Origin of the sequence: Onishia taeanensis, assembly GCF_900100755.1 — a bacterium.
In the GTDB taxonomy this organism is placed as follows: domain Bacteria; phylum Pseudomonadota; class Gammaproteobacteria; order Pseudomonadales; family Halomonadaceae; genus Onishia; species Onishia taeanensis.
In genome coordinates this window covers 55,070-70,624 of the sequence record NZ_FNCI01000018.1, presented here as the reverse complement: position 1 = coordinate 70,624, position 15,555 = coordinate 55,070, and the positions used below count along the sequence as shown (strand labels likewise).

The following is a 15,555-nucleotide window of genomic DNA, read 5'->3' as shown; positions in this document are numbered from 1 at the left end:
AGGTTGCGGTGGCACTCCTTTTCCAGGCGACGAGTGCTGCTGGTCTGGTTCAGGTAGGCGTAGATATAGAGCTTGAGCAGGTCGCCCGGGTGGTAGGGTCGCCGGCCGGTGGCCGCGGTGCGCGCCTTGTCGAACCCCATTTCGATGACGTCCAGGGACTCCACGAAGGCATCAATCACCCGCACCGGGTGATTTTCCGGGACATATTCTTCAATGCTGGGAGGTAGCAGCGAGGTCTGGCTGCGAGGCTGTCCTTGTAGGTGTCGCATACAAAAATAGCCGTGAACGGGTGAGTTCACGGCTATCTTGCCAGCTTAGGAGGCTGTTTTCACACAGCCTCTCGAGGCCGGCGTCTGAGGCTTAGCGCCTAGTAGGCTAGGCGCTTGCGACGGAATGTGACGGGCGTATCAAGGAACAGGAGAGCTTACAGCTCCAGGTCGTATTCGACGATCAGCGGCGCATATTCCGAGAAGGTCGCGTCACGGTCAATCCAGGCGTCGACCACATTGCGGCGTAGGTTGGGGCCGACCAGCTGATAGTCGAGACGCCAGCCTTCCTGCCGGGAGCGCGGCTGATGCTGGTCGAGGGCCGGCCACCAGGTGTACTCGCCGGCATCGCGGTTGACCTCGCGGAAGGTGTCGATAAAGCCGATCGGCCCGAACACCTGGTCCATCCAGGCCCGTTCCTCGGGCTTGAAGCCCGGCGTGGTCTGGTTGTCGGCCCAGTTGGCTAGGTCGATGGTCTTGTGAGCCACGTGCCAGGTGCCGCAGATGATGTACTCGCGACGCTTGCGCGCCATCTTGCCGAGATAATCCTGGTACTGGCTCATGAAGTCTTGCTTGGCGGTCGGATCGCTGCCGTCAGGCATCAGGAAGCTGGCGATGCTGAAGCGATCGTAGTCGGCCTGCAGGAAGCGGCCCTCATTGTCGCACTGAGGGAACCCCAGGCCGTACATGATGGCCTTGGGGATCTTGCGGCAATAAAGCCCCACGCCGGAAAAGCCGTCTTCCTCGGCGTCGAGGAAATAGCCTTCATAGCCTTCCGGGTAAAGAATGCTGTCGTCCAGTTCGAAGCTCTTGGCCTTGAGATTCTGGACGCAGACGACATCGGCATCCTGACCGGCTAGCCAGTCGAGAAAGCCTCGCTCGACCGCTTCGCGGATACCGTTGACGTTGATGGTGGCGATTTTCATTACGTGGTCCCTTTTCCGTCGCGCGTGTATGATACCCGACGTTTCGACGTTTGGGTAAATGGCCGTGCGGCCAGGGCAGTCAGGAGATCCGAAGATGGCAGCGAGCGGGGCGGTAAGCATGCAGGACTATCAGCGCGAGTTCATTGAATTTGCCATCGAACAGGGCGTGCTCAAGTTCGGTGAGTTTACCCTCAAGTCTGGCCGTGTCAGTCCCTACTTCTTCAATGCTGGCCTCTTCAAGAGCGGCTCGGCGCTGGCCAGGCTAGGGCGCTTCTACGCTCAAGCCATCGCCGACAGCGGCCTTGAAGTCGACGTGTTGTTCGGCCCTGCCTACAAGGGCATTCCGCTGGCGGCCAGTACCGCCGTGGCGCTTGCCGATCATCATCAGCGCGATCTGCCGTTCTCCTTCAACCGCAAGGAAGCCAAGACCCACGGCGAGGGTGGCAACATCGTCGGTGCCGCCCTCGAAGGCCGGGTGCTAATCATCGATGACGTGATTACCGCCGGCACTGCGATCCGTGAAGTGATGACGCTGATCGATGACGCAGGCGCCCAGGCGGCCGGCGTGGTGATCGCGCTGGATCGCCAGGAATGCGGCAGCGTCGAGCAGGGCGCCGAACGGCGCAGCGCCATCCAGGAGGTCGAGGCCCGCTATGGCATGCCGGTCGTCAGTATCGTGACGCTGGATATGGTGTTGGCCTACCTGGAAGAGTACGCTTCCGAGGCCATGCAGGGCCATGCCCAGGCCATTCGCGACTATCGCGACCGCTACGGTGTCGTCTCCGGCGGTGTCGCCGCAGAGTGACACTTTGACGCTTGAGCACGCGTTGGATACACCAACTGGACTCATGCTTTCGACCTAGGACTTTTTGTGATGAAACTGACTCCCCTGCTCCTCTGCGGTACCGCCCTGCTGGCGGCCACCCTGACCTGCCAGGCCGGCAGCCTGGACTTGAACCTCAGCGATGAAGCCGTGCAGTTCGAAGGTGCCGGCGAGATTGCGCCGGGCATCGCCCTGGGGGCTGGCGTGCTGGACAGCGACGATCGCGGCGATACCACTGAAGGCCATGTTCAACTGCTGGGCGTGGATCGCAACAGCCGCTACGACATGGGCCTCGGCGCCCGCTGGACGCAGCTCGACACCGATTTCGGCGACGGTGGCGGTCTCGGCCTGGGTGGCTATGGCTACGCCTATGTGCCGAGCCTGCCGGCCATGTCAGTGGGCGGCTACGCCTTCTATACCCCGGATGTGGCGACGGCCGGCGATCTCGAGGACAGCGCCGAGTATGGCGTGCGGGCACGCTATGCCTTCGCCCCGAACGTCGATGGCTATGTCGGCTATCGTCGCCTGCGCGGCGACTTCGACGGCACCGGCGGTGCTCGTACCCTCGACAGCGGCGCCAACATCGGCGTGCGGCTGAACTTCTAAGGCGGCCCTCACCGTCTGCGTCGTCGGGCCCCGCATGGGGCCCGACTGCGTTATGGCCCTTATTCGATCAGGATGTTCGCATGCTCGACGTGGTGCTCTTTGAACCCGAGATTCCGCCCAATACCGGCAACCTGATCCGGCTGTGCGCCAACACCGGCTTTCGGCTACACCTGATCGAGCCGCTGGGTTTCGTGCTCGATGATAAACGCCTGCGCCGCGCCGGGCTCGACTACCATGAATGGGCGCGTGTCCGGGTGCATGCGAACTGGCAGGCCTATCTGGAGGACTGTCGCCCGGCCCGAGTGTTCGCCGTCTCGACCCGGGGGCGCACCGGCTATCACGAGCCCGCCTACCAGTCAGGCGATGCCCTGGTGTTCGGCCCCGAGACTCGCGGCCTACCCCAGGCGCTGCTCGATGCCCTGCCGCCCGAGCAGCGCCTGCGCATTCCCATGTTGCCCGACAGTCGCAGCCTCAACCTGTCCAACGCCGGGGCCGTGCTGGTCTTCGAGGCGTGGCGGCAGCTGGAATTCGTTGGCGCCGGGCTTCCGGGGGCCGGCCTTCCGGGCGCCGGGCTTCCGGGGGCCGGGCTTCCCGGAGACGGCCAACCCGACGCCGCGCCGCCCGCCGATCAGGAGTAAGCCATGTCGATCAAGCAACGCCTTGCCAAGTTGAACCCGCGCCAGCAGGAAGCGGTGCGCTTCATCGACGGCCCCTGCCTGGTGCTGGCGGGCGCCGGCTCGGGCAAGACCAGCGTGATCACCACCAAGATCGCCTACCTGGTTCAGGAATGCGGCATGAGCGCGCGCAAGATCGCCGCGGTGACCTTTACCAACAAGGCCGCCCGGGAGATGAAGGAGCGGGTTGGGCAGTTGCTCCAAGGCCGGGAGGGCCACGGCCTGACCGTCTCGACCTTCCACACCCTGGGCCTCAACATCATTCGCGGCGAGCTCAAGACGCTGGGCTACAAGCCCGGGTTCTCGCTGTTCGACCCCGAGGACGCCAAGGCGCTGCTGCGCGATCTGATGCAGAAGGATGCCCAGATCGATGCCGACCAGATCAGCCGGGTGCAGAGCCAGATCTCGACCTGGAAGAACGACCTGGTGCTGCCGGGCGATGCCCTGTCGCATGCCGCCGATGATGACGAGCAGTTTGCCGCCAGGGTCTACGAGGCCTACAACCGCCACCTCAAGGCCTACAATGCGGTGGATTTCGACGACCTGATCCTGCTGCCGGTGGTGCTGCTGCGCGATGACCCTGAGGTGCTGGCGCGCTGGCGGCGCAAGATCCACTACATGCTGGTCGACGAGTACCAGGACACCAACGTCTCCCAGTATTTGCTGGTCAAGCTGCTGATGGCCGAGCGGGCCACCTTTACCGTGGTCGGCGACGATGACCAGTCGATCTATGCCTGGCGCGGTGCGCGGCCGGAGAACCTGGTGACCCTGGGTGAGGATTTTCCGCGTCTCAACGTCATCAAGCTCGAGCAGAACTATCGCTCCACCGGCACCATCCTGCGCGCCGCCAACACCCTGATCGCCAATAACCCCCACGTCTACGAGAAGGCGCTGTGGTCGGAGCTTGGTCCCGGGGAGTCGATTCGTGTGGTGGTCAACCGCCACGAGGAAGCCGAGGCGGACCGGGTGGCCAGCGAGATCCTCACCCGACGCATCAAGGAGCGCGCCGAATGGCGCGATTTCGCGGTGCTCTATCGCGGCAACTTCCAGGCGAGGCTGCTGGAGCTCAAGCTGCAGCACTACCAGATTCCCTACAAGCTCTCCGGCGGCACCTCCTTCTTCTCGCGCAACGAGATCAAGGACGCCATGGCGTATCTGCGCCTGCTGATCAACCCGGCCGACGACAACGCCTTCCTGCGCATCGTCAACGTGCCGCGTCGCGAGATCGGCCCCGGTACGCTCGAGAAGCTCGCCAACTACGCCAACGACCAGGCCACCGGGCGCGGCATCTCGCTGTTTGCCGCCTGCCACGAAATCGGGCTCGAGCAAGTACTGCCGGCCCGGGCAGTCGACCGGCTGGGTCGCTTCACCCACTTCATCGACGGCGTGCGCCGGCGCATGGACAGCGGCGATGCCATCGCCGCGATTCGCGACATGCTACGCGAGATGGACTACGAGGCCTGGCTGCATCAAAACGCCAGCGCCCCCACCGTTGCCGAGCGGCGCATGGCCAACGTCTGGACGCTGATCGATCAGCTCGAGAAGTCGATGGAGCGCAACGCCGAGGATAGCGCCACCGAAGATAGCGACAGCCTGGAGACCGAGACCGACGGCGTCGAGGCCGCCATCTCACGGCTGGTGCTGCGCGACATCTTGGAACAGCAGGCCGAGGAGGACGACTCCGACCGGGTGCAGCTGTTGACCATGCATGCCTCCAAGGGCCTGGAGTTTCCTCATGTCTATCTGATGGGCCTAGAGGAAGACCTGCTGCCACATCGCAATGCCGTCGAGGCCGGCACCGTCGAGGAAGAGCGCCGGCTCGCCTATGTCGGCATTACCCGGGCTCGCCGGACCCTGACCTTGACCCTGGCCCGCCAGCGCAAGGCCTATGGCGAGCTACTCGACTGCACGCCGAGTCGCTTTCTCGACGAGCTGCCGCCGGACGACCTCGACTGGGAGGGCCGCGCCGACAAGGAAGACCCCGAGAAGAAACAGGCCCGGGGCAAAGACGCCATCGCCGGCCTGCGCTCTTTATTAGGCTGACGGCTCTCTACTAGGCTGAGGGCTCTCTACTAGGCTGAGGGCGCTTTGTTAGACAGGTACTTTGTGATTGATCGGAGGGCGCTTTACCAGGGTGAGCGACGATAGAGCGAGCGTCGTCGGACGCACAGAGGCAACGCAAAAGGGGCACCATTGGCGCCCCTTTTTTCAATGCTGGTCAATGCTGGGTGTCGTTGTGTTTAGCAGGCGTGGTGAGCAGGCGTGCGCGCCGGTTTCAACCCCGCCTACTTGCTGGTGGCCACTAGGTGGTCGACGGCGGCCTTGACCTCATCCTCCGACAGGCTCGGATTGCCGCCCTTGGCCGGCATCGCATTGAAGCCGTTGATGGCATGGCTGTAGAGGGTCTCGGTGCCTTGCTCGAGTCGCGGTGCCCAGGCCTCGACATCACCCTTCTTGGGGGCACCGGCCGCGCCGGTATCGTGGCAGGCAGCGCAGACCCTGGAGTAGATGGCGGCGCCGTCGAGATCTTCGCCCGAGTTTTCATTGCCGCTGCTGGCGCTACTTGCGCTATTGGACGCCGTGGCGGCCGTGCCGCAGTCTTCGCCGGCCATGCATAGCTTGCCTACCGGCTCGAGGCGTTCGGCGATGGCGTCGTGGCTCATGTCGCTCTGGGCCGACGCGGCGCTGGTCACGGCCAGGCTCAGGGCGGTCAGGCCGCCCATGATCAGTTTGCTGACGTTCACTCTCACCACCTCTAGCCTGCTTGTCATCGAACGCCCGCATCGGCGCCTGAAAATCAGTATAACGGCAACCACTGAAGCGGGAAACGCTGTGGTTCAAGCGGCACTTGTATCAGGCTGGACAGCCGCGCGGTGGGCGGGTAGGATTGTGGCCGCCCAATCGGGCACTGCCGGAACGGCAGTTGCGCGCCCATAGCTCAGCTGGATAGAGTACTGCCCTCCGAAGGCAGGGGTCGAAGGTTCGAATCCTTCTGGGCGCGCCAAGAACATCGAAAAAGGGCCTGCGAGCAATCGCAGGCCCTTTTTTGTGCTCAGATGCTGGTCACCCCAGGCACATAGGTGCGGCGCTCAAGCCACCCCAGCAGGCTTGCCACCGTGGAGGTCAGCACCAGATAGATCAGCCCTGCCCAGAGGAAGATCATGAAGAAGTCCAGGGTCCGCGAGCCGACATCGTAGGCGATGGCGGTGATCTCCACCACGCCGATGGTGTAGGCGATGGAGGTGAACTTGAGCTCGATGATTGCCTCGTTGGACCACTGCGGGATCACCCGTCGCAGTGCCTGGGGGAGCATGATGTGACGGATCGCCTGCCACTGCGACATGCCACAGGCCCGGGCCGCCACGGTCTGCCCCTTGGGCACCGACAGTACCGAGCCGCGGAAGTACTCGGCCTGGTAGGCGGCACTGTTGAGGGTGATGGCGATCACTGCCGCCGTGAAGGCATCGAAGACGATGCCCACCTGAGGAAGCCCCAGATAGATGAAGAACATCTGAACCAGCATCGGTGTGCCGCGGAAGAGCTCCACGTAGACGGTACTGATCCAATAGAAGAGTCGGTTGCCATAGACCCTTGCCCAGCACAGTATCAGGCCGAGAAAGAAGCCCAGCGTGATCGCGATGATCCATAGCGACAAGGTGATGGGCACGCCCTTGAGCAGCTCAGGCAGCCACTTGATACCGAAGGAGATGAATTCCTGCATGGCTTACCCGTGCTCCGCGATGACGTTGAGGAAGGCCCTGGTCCGCTCGTGTACGGAGTCGGTGAACATCGCATCCGGCGTGCCCTGCTCGACGATATGGCCGTTCTCCATGAAGATGATCTCGTCGGCGGCCTGACGGGCGAAGCTCATTTCGTGGGTCACCACCACCATGGTCATGCCCTCGGTTGCCAGCTGCTGCATCACGCGCACGACCTCGCCGGTCAGCTCGGGGTCCAACGCCGAGGTCGGCTCGTCGAACAGCAGCACATCGGGGTCCATGGCCAGAGCCCGGGCGATGGAGACACGCTGCTGCTGGCCGCCGGAGAGCTCCGCCGGATAGGCGTCGGCCTTGTCGCCAAGACCCACTCGCTCCAGTTCGCGCTTGGCGCGCTGGGTAGCGGTCTCCTTGTCGGTGCCGTTGACCTTGATCTGGCAGATGCGCACGTTGTCGAGCACGGACAGATGCGAGAAGAGGTTGAAGTCCTGAAAGACGAAGCCCATTCGCGCCCGCATCGCATCGATGTTGTCATCCAGCACTTCGTGGCCGTTGAGGTAGATGCGCCCGGCATCCGGCACCGTGAGGTGGTTTATGCAACGCAGCAGGGTGCTTTTCCCCGAGCCGGAGGGCCCGATCAACACCTTGGTTTCGCCCTTGCGCAGCCCGAAGCTGATGCCCTTGAGCACCTCCAGGCCGTCGTAGGCTTTCTTCACATCCTGCACGTCCAGAATCAGATCGTCGGCCATTCTTGGCGTTCCTCTCGCGTTATTCGCGCGTTATTTTTCGAAGCCCGGCACGGCCAGCTTGCGTTCAAAGGCATACAGCAGGCTGTTGCCCGCTCGATTGAGGATGAAATACAAAAGCGCCACGACGGCAAACACGGTCAGCACGTTGCCCTGGGTGCTGGTGATGATGTAGTGCGCCTGGCGGGTCAGCTCGACAACCCCGATGACATAGGCCAGGGAGGTCTCCTTGATTTCAGAGGAGAACTCGTTGGTCCAGGGCCCAATCGCATGCCGCGCCGCCTGGGGGAAGACGATATGGCGAATCGCCTTGGCCTTGGACATGCCCATGGCTCTGGCCGCCATCATCTGGCCGGCGGGCACGGACTGGAAGGCGCTGCGAAATATCTGTGACTGGTAGGCTGCAGAGCGCAGGCCCATGGCCAGTATCGCGGCAGTAAAGGCCGAGATATCGACGATGCCGGAGAGGCCGTAGAAGAAGATGAACAGCATGATGATGATGGGGACGCCGCGGAAGACGCGCTCATAAACCACCAGCGGCCATTGCACCAAGCGTGTCTTGGGGCCATAGAGTTTGAGCAAGCAGATGGCCATGCCCAGTAGGAAGCCAATGGCCAAGAGGGCGACCAACAGCACGATGGCGACGCCCAACCCCTTCAATAAGAAGGGGAAATCGCGAAGCAGTACGTCGAAGATATTCATGCCGATGCCCCTTGCGTGGCAGGCACCCCCCCTTCGCCGGAAGGTGCCCGCCGTCAGATCGGTTTATTCGTTGCCGAGCTCGGGAAGGCCGGCGACCGGTTTCTGGTAGGTATCGACGAAATCAGGCATATGGCCCGGGATGGCGGGTACGGTGACGCCAGGAATGTACGCCTCGACGATGTCACCCCAGGCGCCGGAGTCGTAGATGGCCATGATGCCCTGGTTCAAGTCGCCGAGGATGCCCTGAGGGTCGCCCTTGGCCACGGCTAGGGCCAGCGGAGCGCGGATGTAGATCTTGCCGGCCATTCTCACTTCCTTGCCGGCGTTGATGTACTCCTGAGCGGAGGTGTCGTCGACGATCACCGAGGAGATGCGGCCGATCGCCATATCGTCCACGGCCGTGACGTAGTTGTCGTATTTGGCCAACTCAACGTCGATGTCGCTTGAGTTCAGCACGTTCTCTTCCATCCACGCCTGCTGAGAGGAGCCACCCTGCACGCCGACCTTGGCGCCACAGCACACGGCGGTAAAGACATTGAGCTCGGAATCCTTGGGTACCAGCACGACGTCGTTGGTTTCCCACCAAGGGATGGTGAAGTCGATGTTTTGGCTACGTTCTTCGGTGACGGTAAGGCCGGTGGCGAGTATGTCGATCTTTTCTGCGGCCAGTGCGGGGATCAGTGAGGGGAAGGGCATGTCCTGGAATTCAATCTCGATGCCCGCCTCCTCGGCAATCGCTTCCATCGCATCGATGGCGATCCCCTTGAACTCTCCGCCTTCCACGTAAGCCCAGGGCGGGAAAGAGGCTTCAACGCCAACGGTGTAAGGGTCCTGGGCGTATGCAGTGGTCGCCAGGCCGCAGCCGAGTACCAGGGTGCCCATCATGACGGCAGGCAGGATTGATGTTGTTATTCCTTTCATGATCATCTCGCTTGGTGGTGAGTTTTTATTATTCCGCCGAGATAATATGGTCACCTTGTTTCCGGGCTGTCAAATCAGGATAGCGGGCCCTTTGCGTGACTTTATCGTGAAATTTTCTCGGCCTTTCTGCATAAGTGGGTAGTGCGGCATCGTCGCTAAGGCGTCTTTTTCTCGAAAAAGGGCGTTTATGCATTTTGGTATATGAATTGTCCGCTGTTTTTCTATAAGGCGCTGATAATATTATTTTCTGCTGCTGTTAAGTATGGGTATTCAATCTGGTATATCTCTCGTCTAACGGGTGTCTATGTATCGGTTAGCGGTCATTTTTGGCATTATCATGCATCGCAACATCATCCGCGATTGTCGCTTCATCAAGGTTTTATTATCAGCCGTTAAGGACTTGGCATGCTCCCTGAATACTCCGCCGTTGCCTGGCTTTTGATCGTTGTTTCCGTTTATTTGACGGGCATCTCGAAGGGCGGATTTGCAGGGGGCTTCGGCACGCTATCGGTACCGCTGATGGCGCTGGCCATCAGCCCGACGCATGCGGCAGGTCTGCTGCTACCGCTGCTGCTGGTCATGGATGTCTTTGCGGTGAAGGCATGGTGGGGAAAGCAGGCAACGGCCGAAGTCTGGCGCTTTCTGCCCGGGCTGTTCGTCGGTGTAGGGGTGGGAACGGTGCTGTTTGGCAGCCTGAGCGAGCAGGGCGTGCGGCTGGTGCTCGGCGTGATCACCTTGCTGTTCGCCGCTTATATGCTGCTAAAGCCCGTTGCCAAAAAGCCCATTTCAGCCCGCTGGGCCCTGCCTGCCGCCAGCGTCTGCGGCTTTACCAGCTTTATGGCCCATTCCGGCGCGCCGCCGATCAACGTCTACCTGCTGCCGCGCAAATATCCCAAAGAGACCTTCATTGCGACCTGTGCGGTGTCGTTCGCGGTGGTCAACGTGATCAAGCTCGGCCCCTACATCTGGCTTGGAGAGGTGAACCTGACGAGCGCCTGGGCGTCGCTGTTGCTGGTGCCTGTCGCCTGGGCCGGCGTGCGCAGCGGCCTGTGGCTCCAGAGCCGCGTCAATGAAACGCTTTTCTTCCGGCTGGTCATTGTGGCGATGTTCATCGTCGGCTTTAACTTACTGTGGCAGGCGCTGACATAGCCTTCGTCGCCTGCCCTTGCGCCTCCCCCTATACTTCCACCCACATCCGCAGCAGGTTGGCATAGCTCTTGGAGAGCGTCTTGAAGGCATCGGTGTTGCCGCTCTCGTCGAAAAGCTGGCGGCGGGTGGTGTCCAGGTCGAACAGCACCTCGCGCTGGCGTGGGTCGCGCACCTGGCTCTGCGCCCAGCCCACCGCGGCGAGGCGCTCCCCACGGGTGACCTCCTCGACCCGATGCAGGCTCGATGAGGGGTAGAGGACTAGCGAACCCGCCGGCAGCTTGAAGGTCTGCTCGCCGGCGGTGGACTCGATCAGCAGCTCGCCGCCGTCATAGCTCGCGGGATCTCCCAGAAACAGGGTGTAGGAGATGTCCGTGCGCAGGGCGCCGCCGGGGCTGCCCATCACGGCATCATCGACGTGATTGCCGTAAGCCATGCCGACATCATAGCGGCTGAACATCAGCGGTTTCATGCGCGCCGGGCGTACCGCCATCTGGAAGAGTGGATGGCGAGTGAGCGCCTTGGTGAGCTCCTCGCGCAGCGCCGCCACCTCGGGGTTGCGGCCATCGGCCTGCTGGTTGCGCTTGACCGTGCGGGCATGCCAGCCGGCCGTCTCGCGACCATCCTTGAAGGGTACCTCGGCCAGGGTGGCGCGGGTCCGTTCAAGCAGCTCGGGCGTTAGGATGTCGGCGATACAGAGGATCACGGTGGGCTCCGGTGAGATGAGAAATCAGGACCAAATGTTAATCGTTTGTATTTCAGGATAATGGCCGGCATCCTACCAGCCTGGGCAAGGCCGGCGCACGTCACTCGTTGCTGCGGGCTGGCTGCCGCTTCTCACACAATACGATAGCGCAACAGCATGGAGATCATCATGTCCAACACGCGGACGAAGTTATGGGTCGGAATCGGAGCCAGTGTCTTTCTGGGCGCTAGCAGCGCCGCTTGGGCGAGCGGCGACGAAGAGGCCGTCGGCAATAGCGACGCCCAGCTGATGGAAAGCGCGGGAGAAGGCGGCGAAGGCCACGGTTCCCATCACGGCGGCGAGTCGGGAGAAGGCGGTGAAGGCCACGGTTCTCATCACGGCGGCGAGTCGGGTGAGGGCGGTGAAGGCCACGGCTCTCATCACGGCGGCGAGTCGGGTGAGGGCGGCGAAGGTCATGGCTCCCACCATGGCGGCGAGTCGGGAGAAGGCGGTGAAGGCCACAGCTCTCATCACGGCGGTGAGTCCGGCGAAGGTGGCGAAGGCGGAGAGGGTGGCGAAGGTGGCGGCAAAAGCGCCTTTAGTGTCTTCGATTACCTTAGCGCTGATGCTGGCGGTGAAGGCGGTGAAGGCGGTGAAGGCGGCGAAGGCCACGGTTCCCATCACGGCGGCGAGTCGGGAGAAGGCGGTGAAGGCCACGGTTCTCATCACGGCGGCGAGTCGGGTGAGGGCGGTGAAGGCCACGGCTCTCATCACGGCGGCGAGTCGGGTGAGGGCGGCGAAGGTCATGGCTCCCACCATGGCGGCGAGTCGGGAGAAGGCGGTGAAGGCCACAGCTCTCATCACGGCGGTGAGTCCGGCGAAGGTGGCGAAGGCGGAGAGGGTGGCGAAGGTGGCGGCAAAAGCGCCTTTAGTGTCTTCGATTACCTTAGCGCTGATGCTGGCGGTGAAGGCGGTGAAGGCGGTGAAGGCGGTGAAGGCGGTGAAGGCGGCGAAGGCGGCGAAGGCGGTGAAGGTGGCAGCAGCTACTCTTCCACCAACCCGGGCGTCTACGTCACTACCCTGGCGCTGATGGAAGGCCATCTGCGGGTGGCAAGCGAGCTGTATCGCGAAGGCGCCAAGGACAATGCCCTGGCACACTTCTATCACCCCGTTGCCGAGTACTACACCTCGCTTGAAGCGGGGCTGGATGCCCGCGACGTGGAAGGCCTCAAGCCGGTCTTGATGAAGGTGGCAGAAGAAGCCTCTGAAGGCGGCGACTGGTCCGGTCTGGAAGACGACTACGAAGCGGCACGCCAGGCGATCCACGACGCCCAGGCTGCGATCGACCCGTCCCTCAAGCAGGACGCCACCTTCCAGAGCCGGGTGCTGCTGGCGCTGACCAACACCGCCCTGGCCGAGTACATTGAGGCCATCGATGGCGAGCAGTTCGTCAACGGTCCCGAATATCAGGATGGTCATGGCTTCATGCTGGTTGGCCGTGACATGCTCTCGGCGCAGGAAGCGACGCTGAGTGCCGCAGACGGCCCGGCCTACCCGGAAGTGGTCGAAGCCTACGAGGACATGATGACCGCCTGGCCGAGTGCCGACGTGCCTGAAGCCCCGGTGGTCAGCTTCGGTGAGCTGTCAGGCAATGCCTTTGCCCTCGAGGTGCTGCTCAAGGACTACTGAGCCGGCACGCAACAACGACGGCAAAGCGAGTCCGGCATAAATTGACCGGACATACAGAAAGGCCCGCAACGCTCGGCGTTGCGGGCCTTGTCGTCTCTGAGCCTCAGGAGGCGTAGGCCCCGGCGGCATAGGTCAGCTCGTAGCTGTGGCTGTAGATCTCGAGGATATTGCCGAACGGGTCTTCCATGTAGACCATGCGGAACGGCTTCTCGCCGGGGAAGTACTCGCGCACCGGCATGCGCTGCTTGCCGCCGGCGGCGACGATGCGCTCGGCGAGGCCTTCCACGTCCGGGTCCTGAACGCAGAAGTGGAAGACGCCGGTCTTCCAATACTCGAAGTTGTTCTCTGGGGTTTCCTGGTCCTTGAATTCGAACAGTTCGACGCCGACTCGGTCGCCGGTGGACATATGGGCGATGCGAAACGAGCCCCAGCCTGGGCCGAAGACGTCTGTGCACATCACGCCGATGGCGGAGTCGTCTTCGACGATGGTGGTGGGCTCCATGATCACGTACCAGCCCAGTACCTCGGTATAGAACTTGAGGGCGGCCTCGACGTCGGGGACCGAGATACCGATATGGGAAAAGGTGCGGGGATAAACTTGGCTCATGGTGCGCTCCTGTTGCGTTGAGTGAACGCCTTGCATGCTAGGCCGCCACCGGCATAATCAGAACCACCATACGATTATGATCACGATAAGAGATGCTTATGCTTCAGCCCCAGTGGCTGCGAACCTTCGAGGCGCTGGTGGAGCTTGGCAACTTCACCCGCGCCGCCGAGCGGTTGGATCTGACCCAGGCCGCGGTCAGCCAGCACATCAAGCACTTGGAGGCCCGGCTCGGGCCGCTGCTGCTGCGCCAGTCTCGTGGCCTGGAGCTGACCCCGGCGGGGCATGCCCTGCTCGATTATCAGCGGGAAATGCAGGCCGCCGACCAGCGCCTCCGGCAGCGTCTGGCCGGTGATGATGCCAGTCAGGGCGAGCTATCCCTGATCACCCCGGGCAGTATCGGTTTGGCGATCTATCCCCATCTGTTGGCGCTGCAGCACGAGGCGCCGGGGCTCGCCATTCATCATCGCTTCGCCCCCACCGCCGAGGTCATCGACGCCGTGCTGAACAATCGCGCGGAACTGGGGATTGCCACACAGCGCCCGGAGGACCCGCGCCTCACGGTGTCTTTGTTTGCCAAGGAGGCGCTGGAACTGGTGGTGCCGGCGGGCGTAGAGGTCGCCGGCTGGAATGACCTGGAAAGGCTCGGCTTCATCGACCACCCCGACGGCCATGACATGGCCACTCGCCTGCTGAGCCGGCGCTTTCCCGGCAACCCGGGGGTTGGGCGATTGTCTCGTCACGGCTTTACCAACCAGATTGGCCTGATTCTCGCGCCGGTGGCCCAGGGGCTAGGGTTCAGCGTGCTGCCGCGCTTCGCCCGGGAGGCCTACCCGCATCCCGAGGCGATCCGCGTCGTCGAGGGGGCGCCTGGCGTGGTCGATACCCTGTGGCTCCTACATCGGGCCGAGTGGCCGCTATCGGCCCGGGCTCGGCGTGCCGTCGAACGGCTGAAGTCCCGGCTAGTCAGCACGCCATCAGCCTAGCGGCGAGAAGCCGATGCCTTCGACCAGGCCCTCGAGGGCATGGCGGCCGGCAATCGAGTTGCCGTAGCCGTCCAGGCGCGGCGACCACACGCAGATGCTCATCCGCCCGGGCAGAATGGCGATGATGCCGCCGCCGACGCCGCTCTTGCCGGGCAGGCCGACCCGCCAGGCGAAGTCGCCAGCGGCGTCGTAGAGGCCGCAGGTCAGCAGCAGGGCATTGAGCTGGCGCGTCTCCACTGGTGAGACCACCCGGCTGCCGTCTAGCGGATTGACGCCGCGGTTGGCCAGGAAGGCCACGCTGCGGGCCATTTCCACGCAGTTCATGGCCACCGAGCAGCCATGGAAGTAGGTGTCGAGCACCGTCTCCACGTCGGCGTCCAGGTTGCCGTAGGCCTTCATCAGATAGGCCAGCGCGGCGTTGCGGGCCTTGTGGTCCATTTCCGAGCGAGCCACCCGTTCGTCGAAGCCGACGTCGTCGCTGCCCGATAGCCGCCGCAGGTGTTCGCGCAGGGTGTACTGGGTCGACACGATGCGCGATACCAGCAGGTCGGTGACCAGGAGTGCGCCGGCGTTGATGAAGGGGTTGCGCGGCACGCCGCGCTCGACCTCGAGCTGCACCATGGAATTGAAGGCCTGGCCCGAGGGCTCGCGGCCGACCCGCGACCAGATGTCGTCTGGGGCCAGGCGCTGCATGGCCAGCACTAGCGCATGCACCTTGACGATCGACTGGATCGAGAAGCGGGTCAGCGCATCGCCTGCGTATTGCACCCGGGCGTCGACATGACAGACGGCGATACCGAAATGATTCGGGTCGACCTCGCCGAGGGCCGGAATGTAGTCGGCGACCTTGCCCTCGTTGAAGCAGCGAGGGGCGTCCTTGCTGAGGCGGTCGAGCAGTGCCTGAAGGGCATCGTGGTCGAGGTCGGCGGTCATTTGGCCTGGGCTCCTTTCTTTCAGGGCGGTTTGTAAGGCGGCTTGTCCGTCAGGGCGATTGGTACGGACGATATGTAAAGCGACGAGCATGGCCGGTGGGTAATAGCGGGAGAAAGAGCCGGCAAAAACGTC

At 62.9% G+C, this 15,555-nt stretch carries 18 protein-coding genes and 1 tRNA gene; 8 read left to right on the top strand and 11 right to left on the bottom strand.

The annotated features are described in order from the left end of the window. On the bottom strand, nucleotides 1-269 hold a 269-nt coding region (locus BLR71_RS16120), incomplete at its 3' end, for a transposase (protein ID WP_139172662.1). 155 nt (nucleotides 270-424) lie between these two features. Further along, a complete protein-coding gene (locus tag BLR71_RS16115; RefSeq protein WP_092528653.1) occupies nucleotides 425-1,192 on the bottom strand; it encodes an exodeoxyribonuclease III in 768 nt (255 codons plus the stop codon). Nucleotides 1,193-1,286: 94 nt separating this feature from the next. Here BLR71_RS16115 and pyrE point away from each other — a divergent pair, with 94 nt between their 5' ends. The 4 genes from pyrE to rep all read left to right on the top strand — a co-directional run bounded on the left by pyrE (nucleotide 1,287) and on the right by rep (nucleotide 5,338). Beyond that, the gene (gene pyrE, locus BLR71_RS16110) at nucleotides 1,287-1,997 is read left to right on the top strand and encodes an orotate phosphoribosyltransferase (RefSeq protein WP_245696559.1); all 711 of its coding nucleotides are present in this window, start codon (nucleotides 1,287-1,289) and stop codon (nucleotides 1,995-1,997) included. Nucleotides 1,998-2,066: 69 nt separating this feature from the next. After that, on the top strand, nucleotides 2,067-2,621 hold the full coding sequence (locus BLR71_RS16105; protein WP_245696557.1) for a YfaZ family outer membrane protein: 555 nt from the start codon (nucleotides 2,067-2,069) through the stop codon (nucleotides 2,619-2,621). A gap of 80 nt (nucleotides 2,622-2,701) precedes the next feature. Next, complete coding sequence (trmL, locus tag BLR71_RS16100) at nucleotides 2,702-3,259, top strand: tRNA (uridine(34)/cytosine(34)/5-carboxymethylaminomethyluridine(34)-2'-O)-methyltransferase TrmL (protein WP_092528649.1); 558 nt, start codon at nucleotides 2,702-2,704, stop codon at nucleotides 3,257-3,259. 3 nt (nucleotides 3,260-3,262) lie between these two features. Beyond that, complete coding sequence (gene rep / locus BLR71_RS16095; protein WP_092528647.1) at nucleotides 3,263-5,338, top strand: DNA helicase Rep; 2,076 nt, start codon at nucleotides 3,263-3,265, stop codon at nucleotides 5,336-5,338. 242 nt (nucleotides 5,339-5,580) lie between these two features. On the opposite strand, the gene BLR71_RS16090 is transcribed toward rep, so the two are convergent. Next, nucleotides 5,581-6,039 carry a c-type cytochrome gene (locus tag BLR71_RS16090; RefSeq protein ID WP_245696555.1) on the bottom strand — a complete coding sequence of 153 codons (459 nt, stop codon included), beginning with the start codon at nucleotides 6,037-6,039 and terminating at the stop codon, nucleotides 5,581-5,583. 183 nt (nucleotides 6,040-6,222) lie between these two features. On the opposite strand from BLR71_RS16090, the gene BLR71_RS16085 reads away from it, so the two are divergent. Then, nucleotides 6,223-6,299, top strand: a tRNA-Arg gene (locus BLR71_RS16085). 48 nt (nucleotides 6,300-6,347) lie between these two features. Here BLR71_RS16085 and BLR71_RS16080 read toward each other — a convergent pair. The 4 genes from BLR71_RS16080 to BLR71_RS16065 form a co-directional block, all read right to left on the bottom strand. Beyond that, entirely contained in the window at nucleotides 6,348-7,016 is a 669-nt protein-coding gene (locus BLR71_RS16080) for an amino acid ABC transporter permease (RefSeq protein ID WP_092528645.1), read from the bottom strand. Nucleotides 7,017-7,019: 3 nt separating this feature from the next. Then, nucleotides 7,020-7,760 (bottom strand): amino acid ABC transporter ATP-binding protein, encoded by a 741-nt coding sequence (locus BLR71_RS16075; protein WP_092528643.1) that lies wholly within the window; start codon nucleotides 7,758-7,760, stop codon nucleotides 7,020-7,022. A 30-nt stretch (nucleotides 7,761-7,790) separates the two neighbouring features. Next, nucleotides 7,791-8,459, bottom strand: coding sequence for an amino acid ABC transporter permease (locus BLR71_RS16070; protein ID WP_092528641.1), 669 nt, complete (start codon nucleotides 8,457-8,459; stop codon nucleotides 7,791-7,793). Nucleotides 8,460-8,522: 63 nt separating this feature from the next. Next, a complete protein-coding gene (locus BLR71_RS16065; protein WP_175491711.1) occupies nucleotides 8,523-9,380 on the bottom strand; it encodes an ABC transporter substrate-binding protein in 858 nt (285 codons plus the stop codon). Nucleotides 9,381-9,785: 405 nt separating this feature from the next. Here BLR71_RS16065 and BLR71_RS16060 point away from each other — a divergent pair, with 405 nt between their 5' ends. After that, nucleotides 9,786-10,529, top strand: coding sequence for a sulfite exporter TauE/SafE family protein (locus BLR71_RS16060; protein WP_092528637.1), 744 nt, complete (start codon nucleotides 9,786-9,788; stop codon nucleotides 10,527-10,529). A 28-nt stretch (nucleotides 10,530-10,557) separates the two neighbouring features. Here the strand turns inward: BLR71_RS16060 and BLR71_RS16055 are convergent, their stop codons facing one another. Together BLR71_RS16055 and BLR71_RS18030 are read right to left on the bottom strand one after the other, a co-directional pair. Beyond that, nucleotides 10,558-11,232 carry a Fe2+-dependent dioxygenase gene (locus BLR71_RS16055; protein ID WP_092528635.1) on the bottom strand — a complete coding sequence of 225 codons (675 nt, stop codon included), beginning with the start codon at nucleotides 11,230-11,232 and terminating at the stop codon, nucleotides 10,558-10,560. A 189-nt stretch (nucleotides 11,233-11,421) separates the two neighbouring features. Next, nucleotides 11,422-12,312 carry a hypothetical protein gene (locus BLR71_RS18030; protein ID WP_175491710.1) on the bottom strand — a complete coding sequence of 297 codons (891 nt, stop codon included), beginning with the start codon at nucleotides 12,310-12,312 and terminating at the stop codon, nucleotides 11,422-11,424. On the opposite strand from BLR71_RS18030, the gene BLR71_RS17700 reads away from it, so the two are divergent. After that, nucleotides 12,301-12,900, top strand: coding sequence for a hypothetical protein (locus BLR71_RS17700; protein WP_175491709.1), 600 nt, complete (start codon nucleotides 12,301-12,303; stop codon nucleotides 12,898-12,900). The two genes, BLR71_RS18030 and BLR71_RS17700, sit on opposite strands and share 12 nt — an antisense overlap. Nucleotides 12,901-13,003: 103 nt before the next feature. Here the strand turns inward: BLR71_RS17700 and BLR71_RS16045 are convergent, their stop codons facing one another. Then, nucleotides 13,004-13,507, bottom strand: coding sequence for a lactoylglutathione lyase family protein (locus BLR71_RS16045; RefSeq protein WP_092528631.1), 504 nt, complete (start codon nucleotides 13,505-13,507; stop codon nucleotides 13,004-13,006). Between the two features lie 98 nt (nucleotides 13,508-13,605). On the opposite strand from BLR71_RS16045, the gene BLR71_RS16040 reads away from it, so the two are divergent. After that, entirely contained in the window at nucleotides 13,606-14,490 is an 885-nt protein-coding gene (locus BLR71_RS16040) for a LysR family transcriptional regulator (RefSeq protein WP_092528629.1), read from the top strand. Here the strand turns inward: BLR71_RS16040 and glsB are convergent. Then, on the bottom strand, nucleotides 14,482-15,423 hold the full coding sequence (gene glsB / locus BLR71_RS16035) for a glutaminase B (RefSeq protein WP_092528627.1): 942 nt from the start codon (nucleotides 15,421-15,423) through the stop codon (nucleotides 14,482-14,484). The genes BLR71_RS16040 and glsB overlap by 9 nt on opposite strands. Nucleotides 15,424-15,555: the final 132 nt, after the last annotated feature.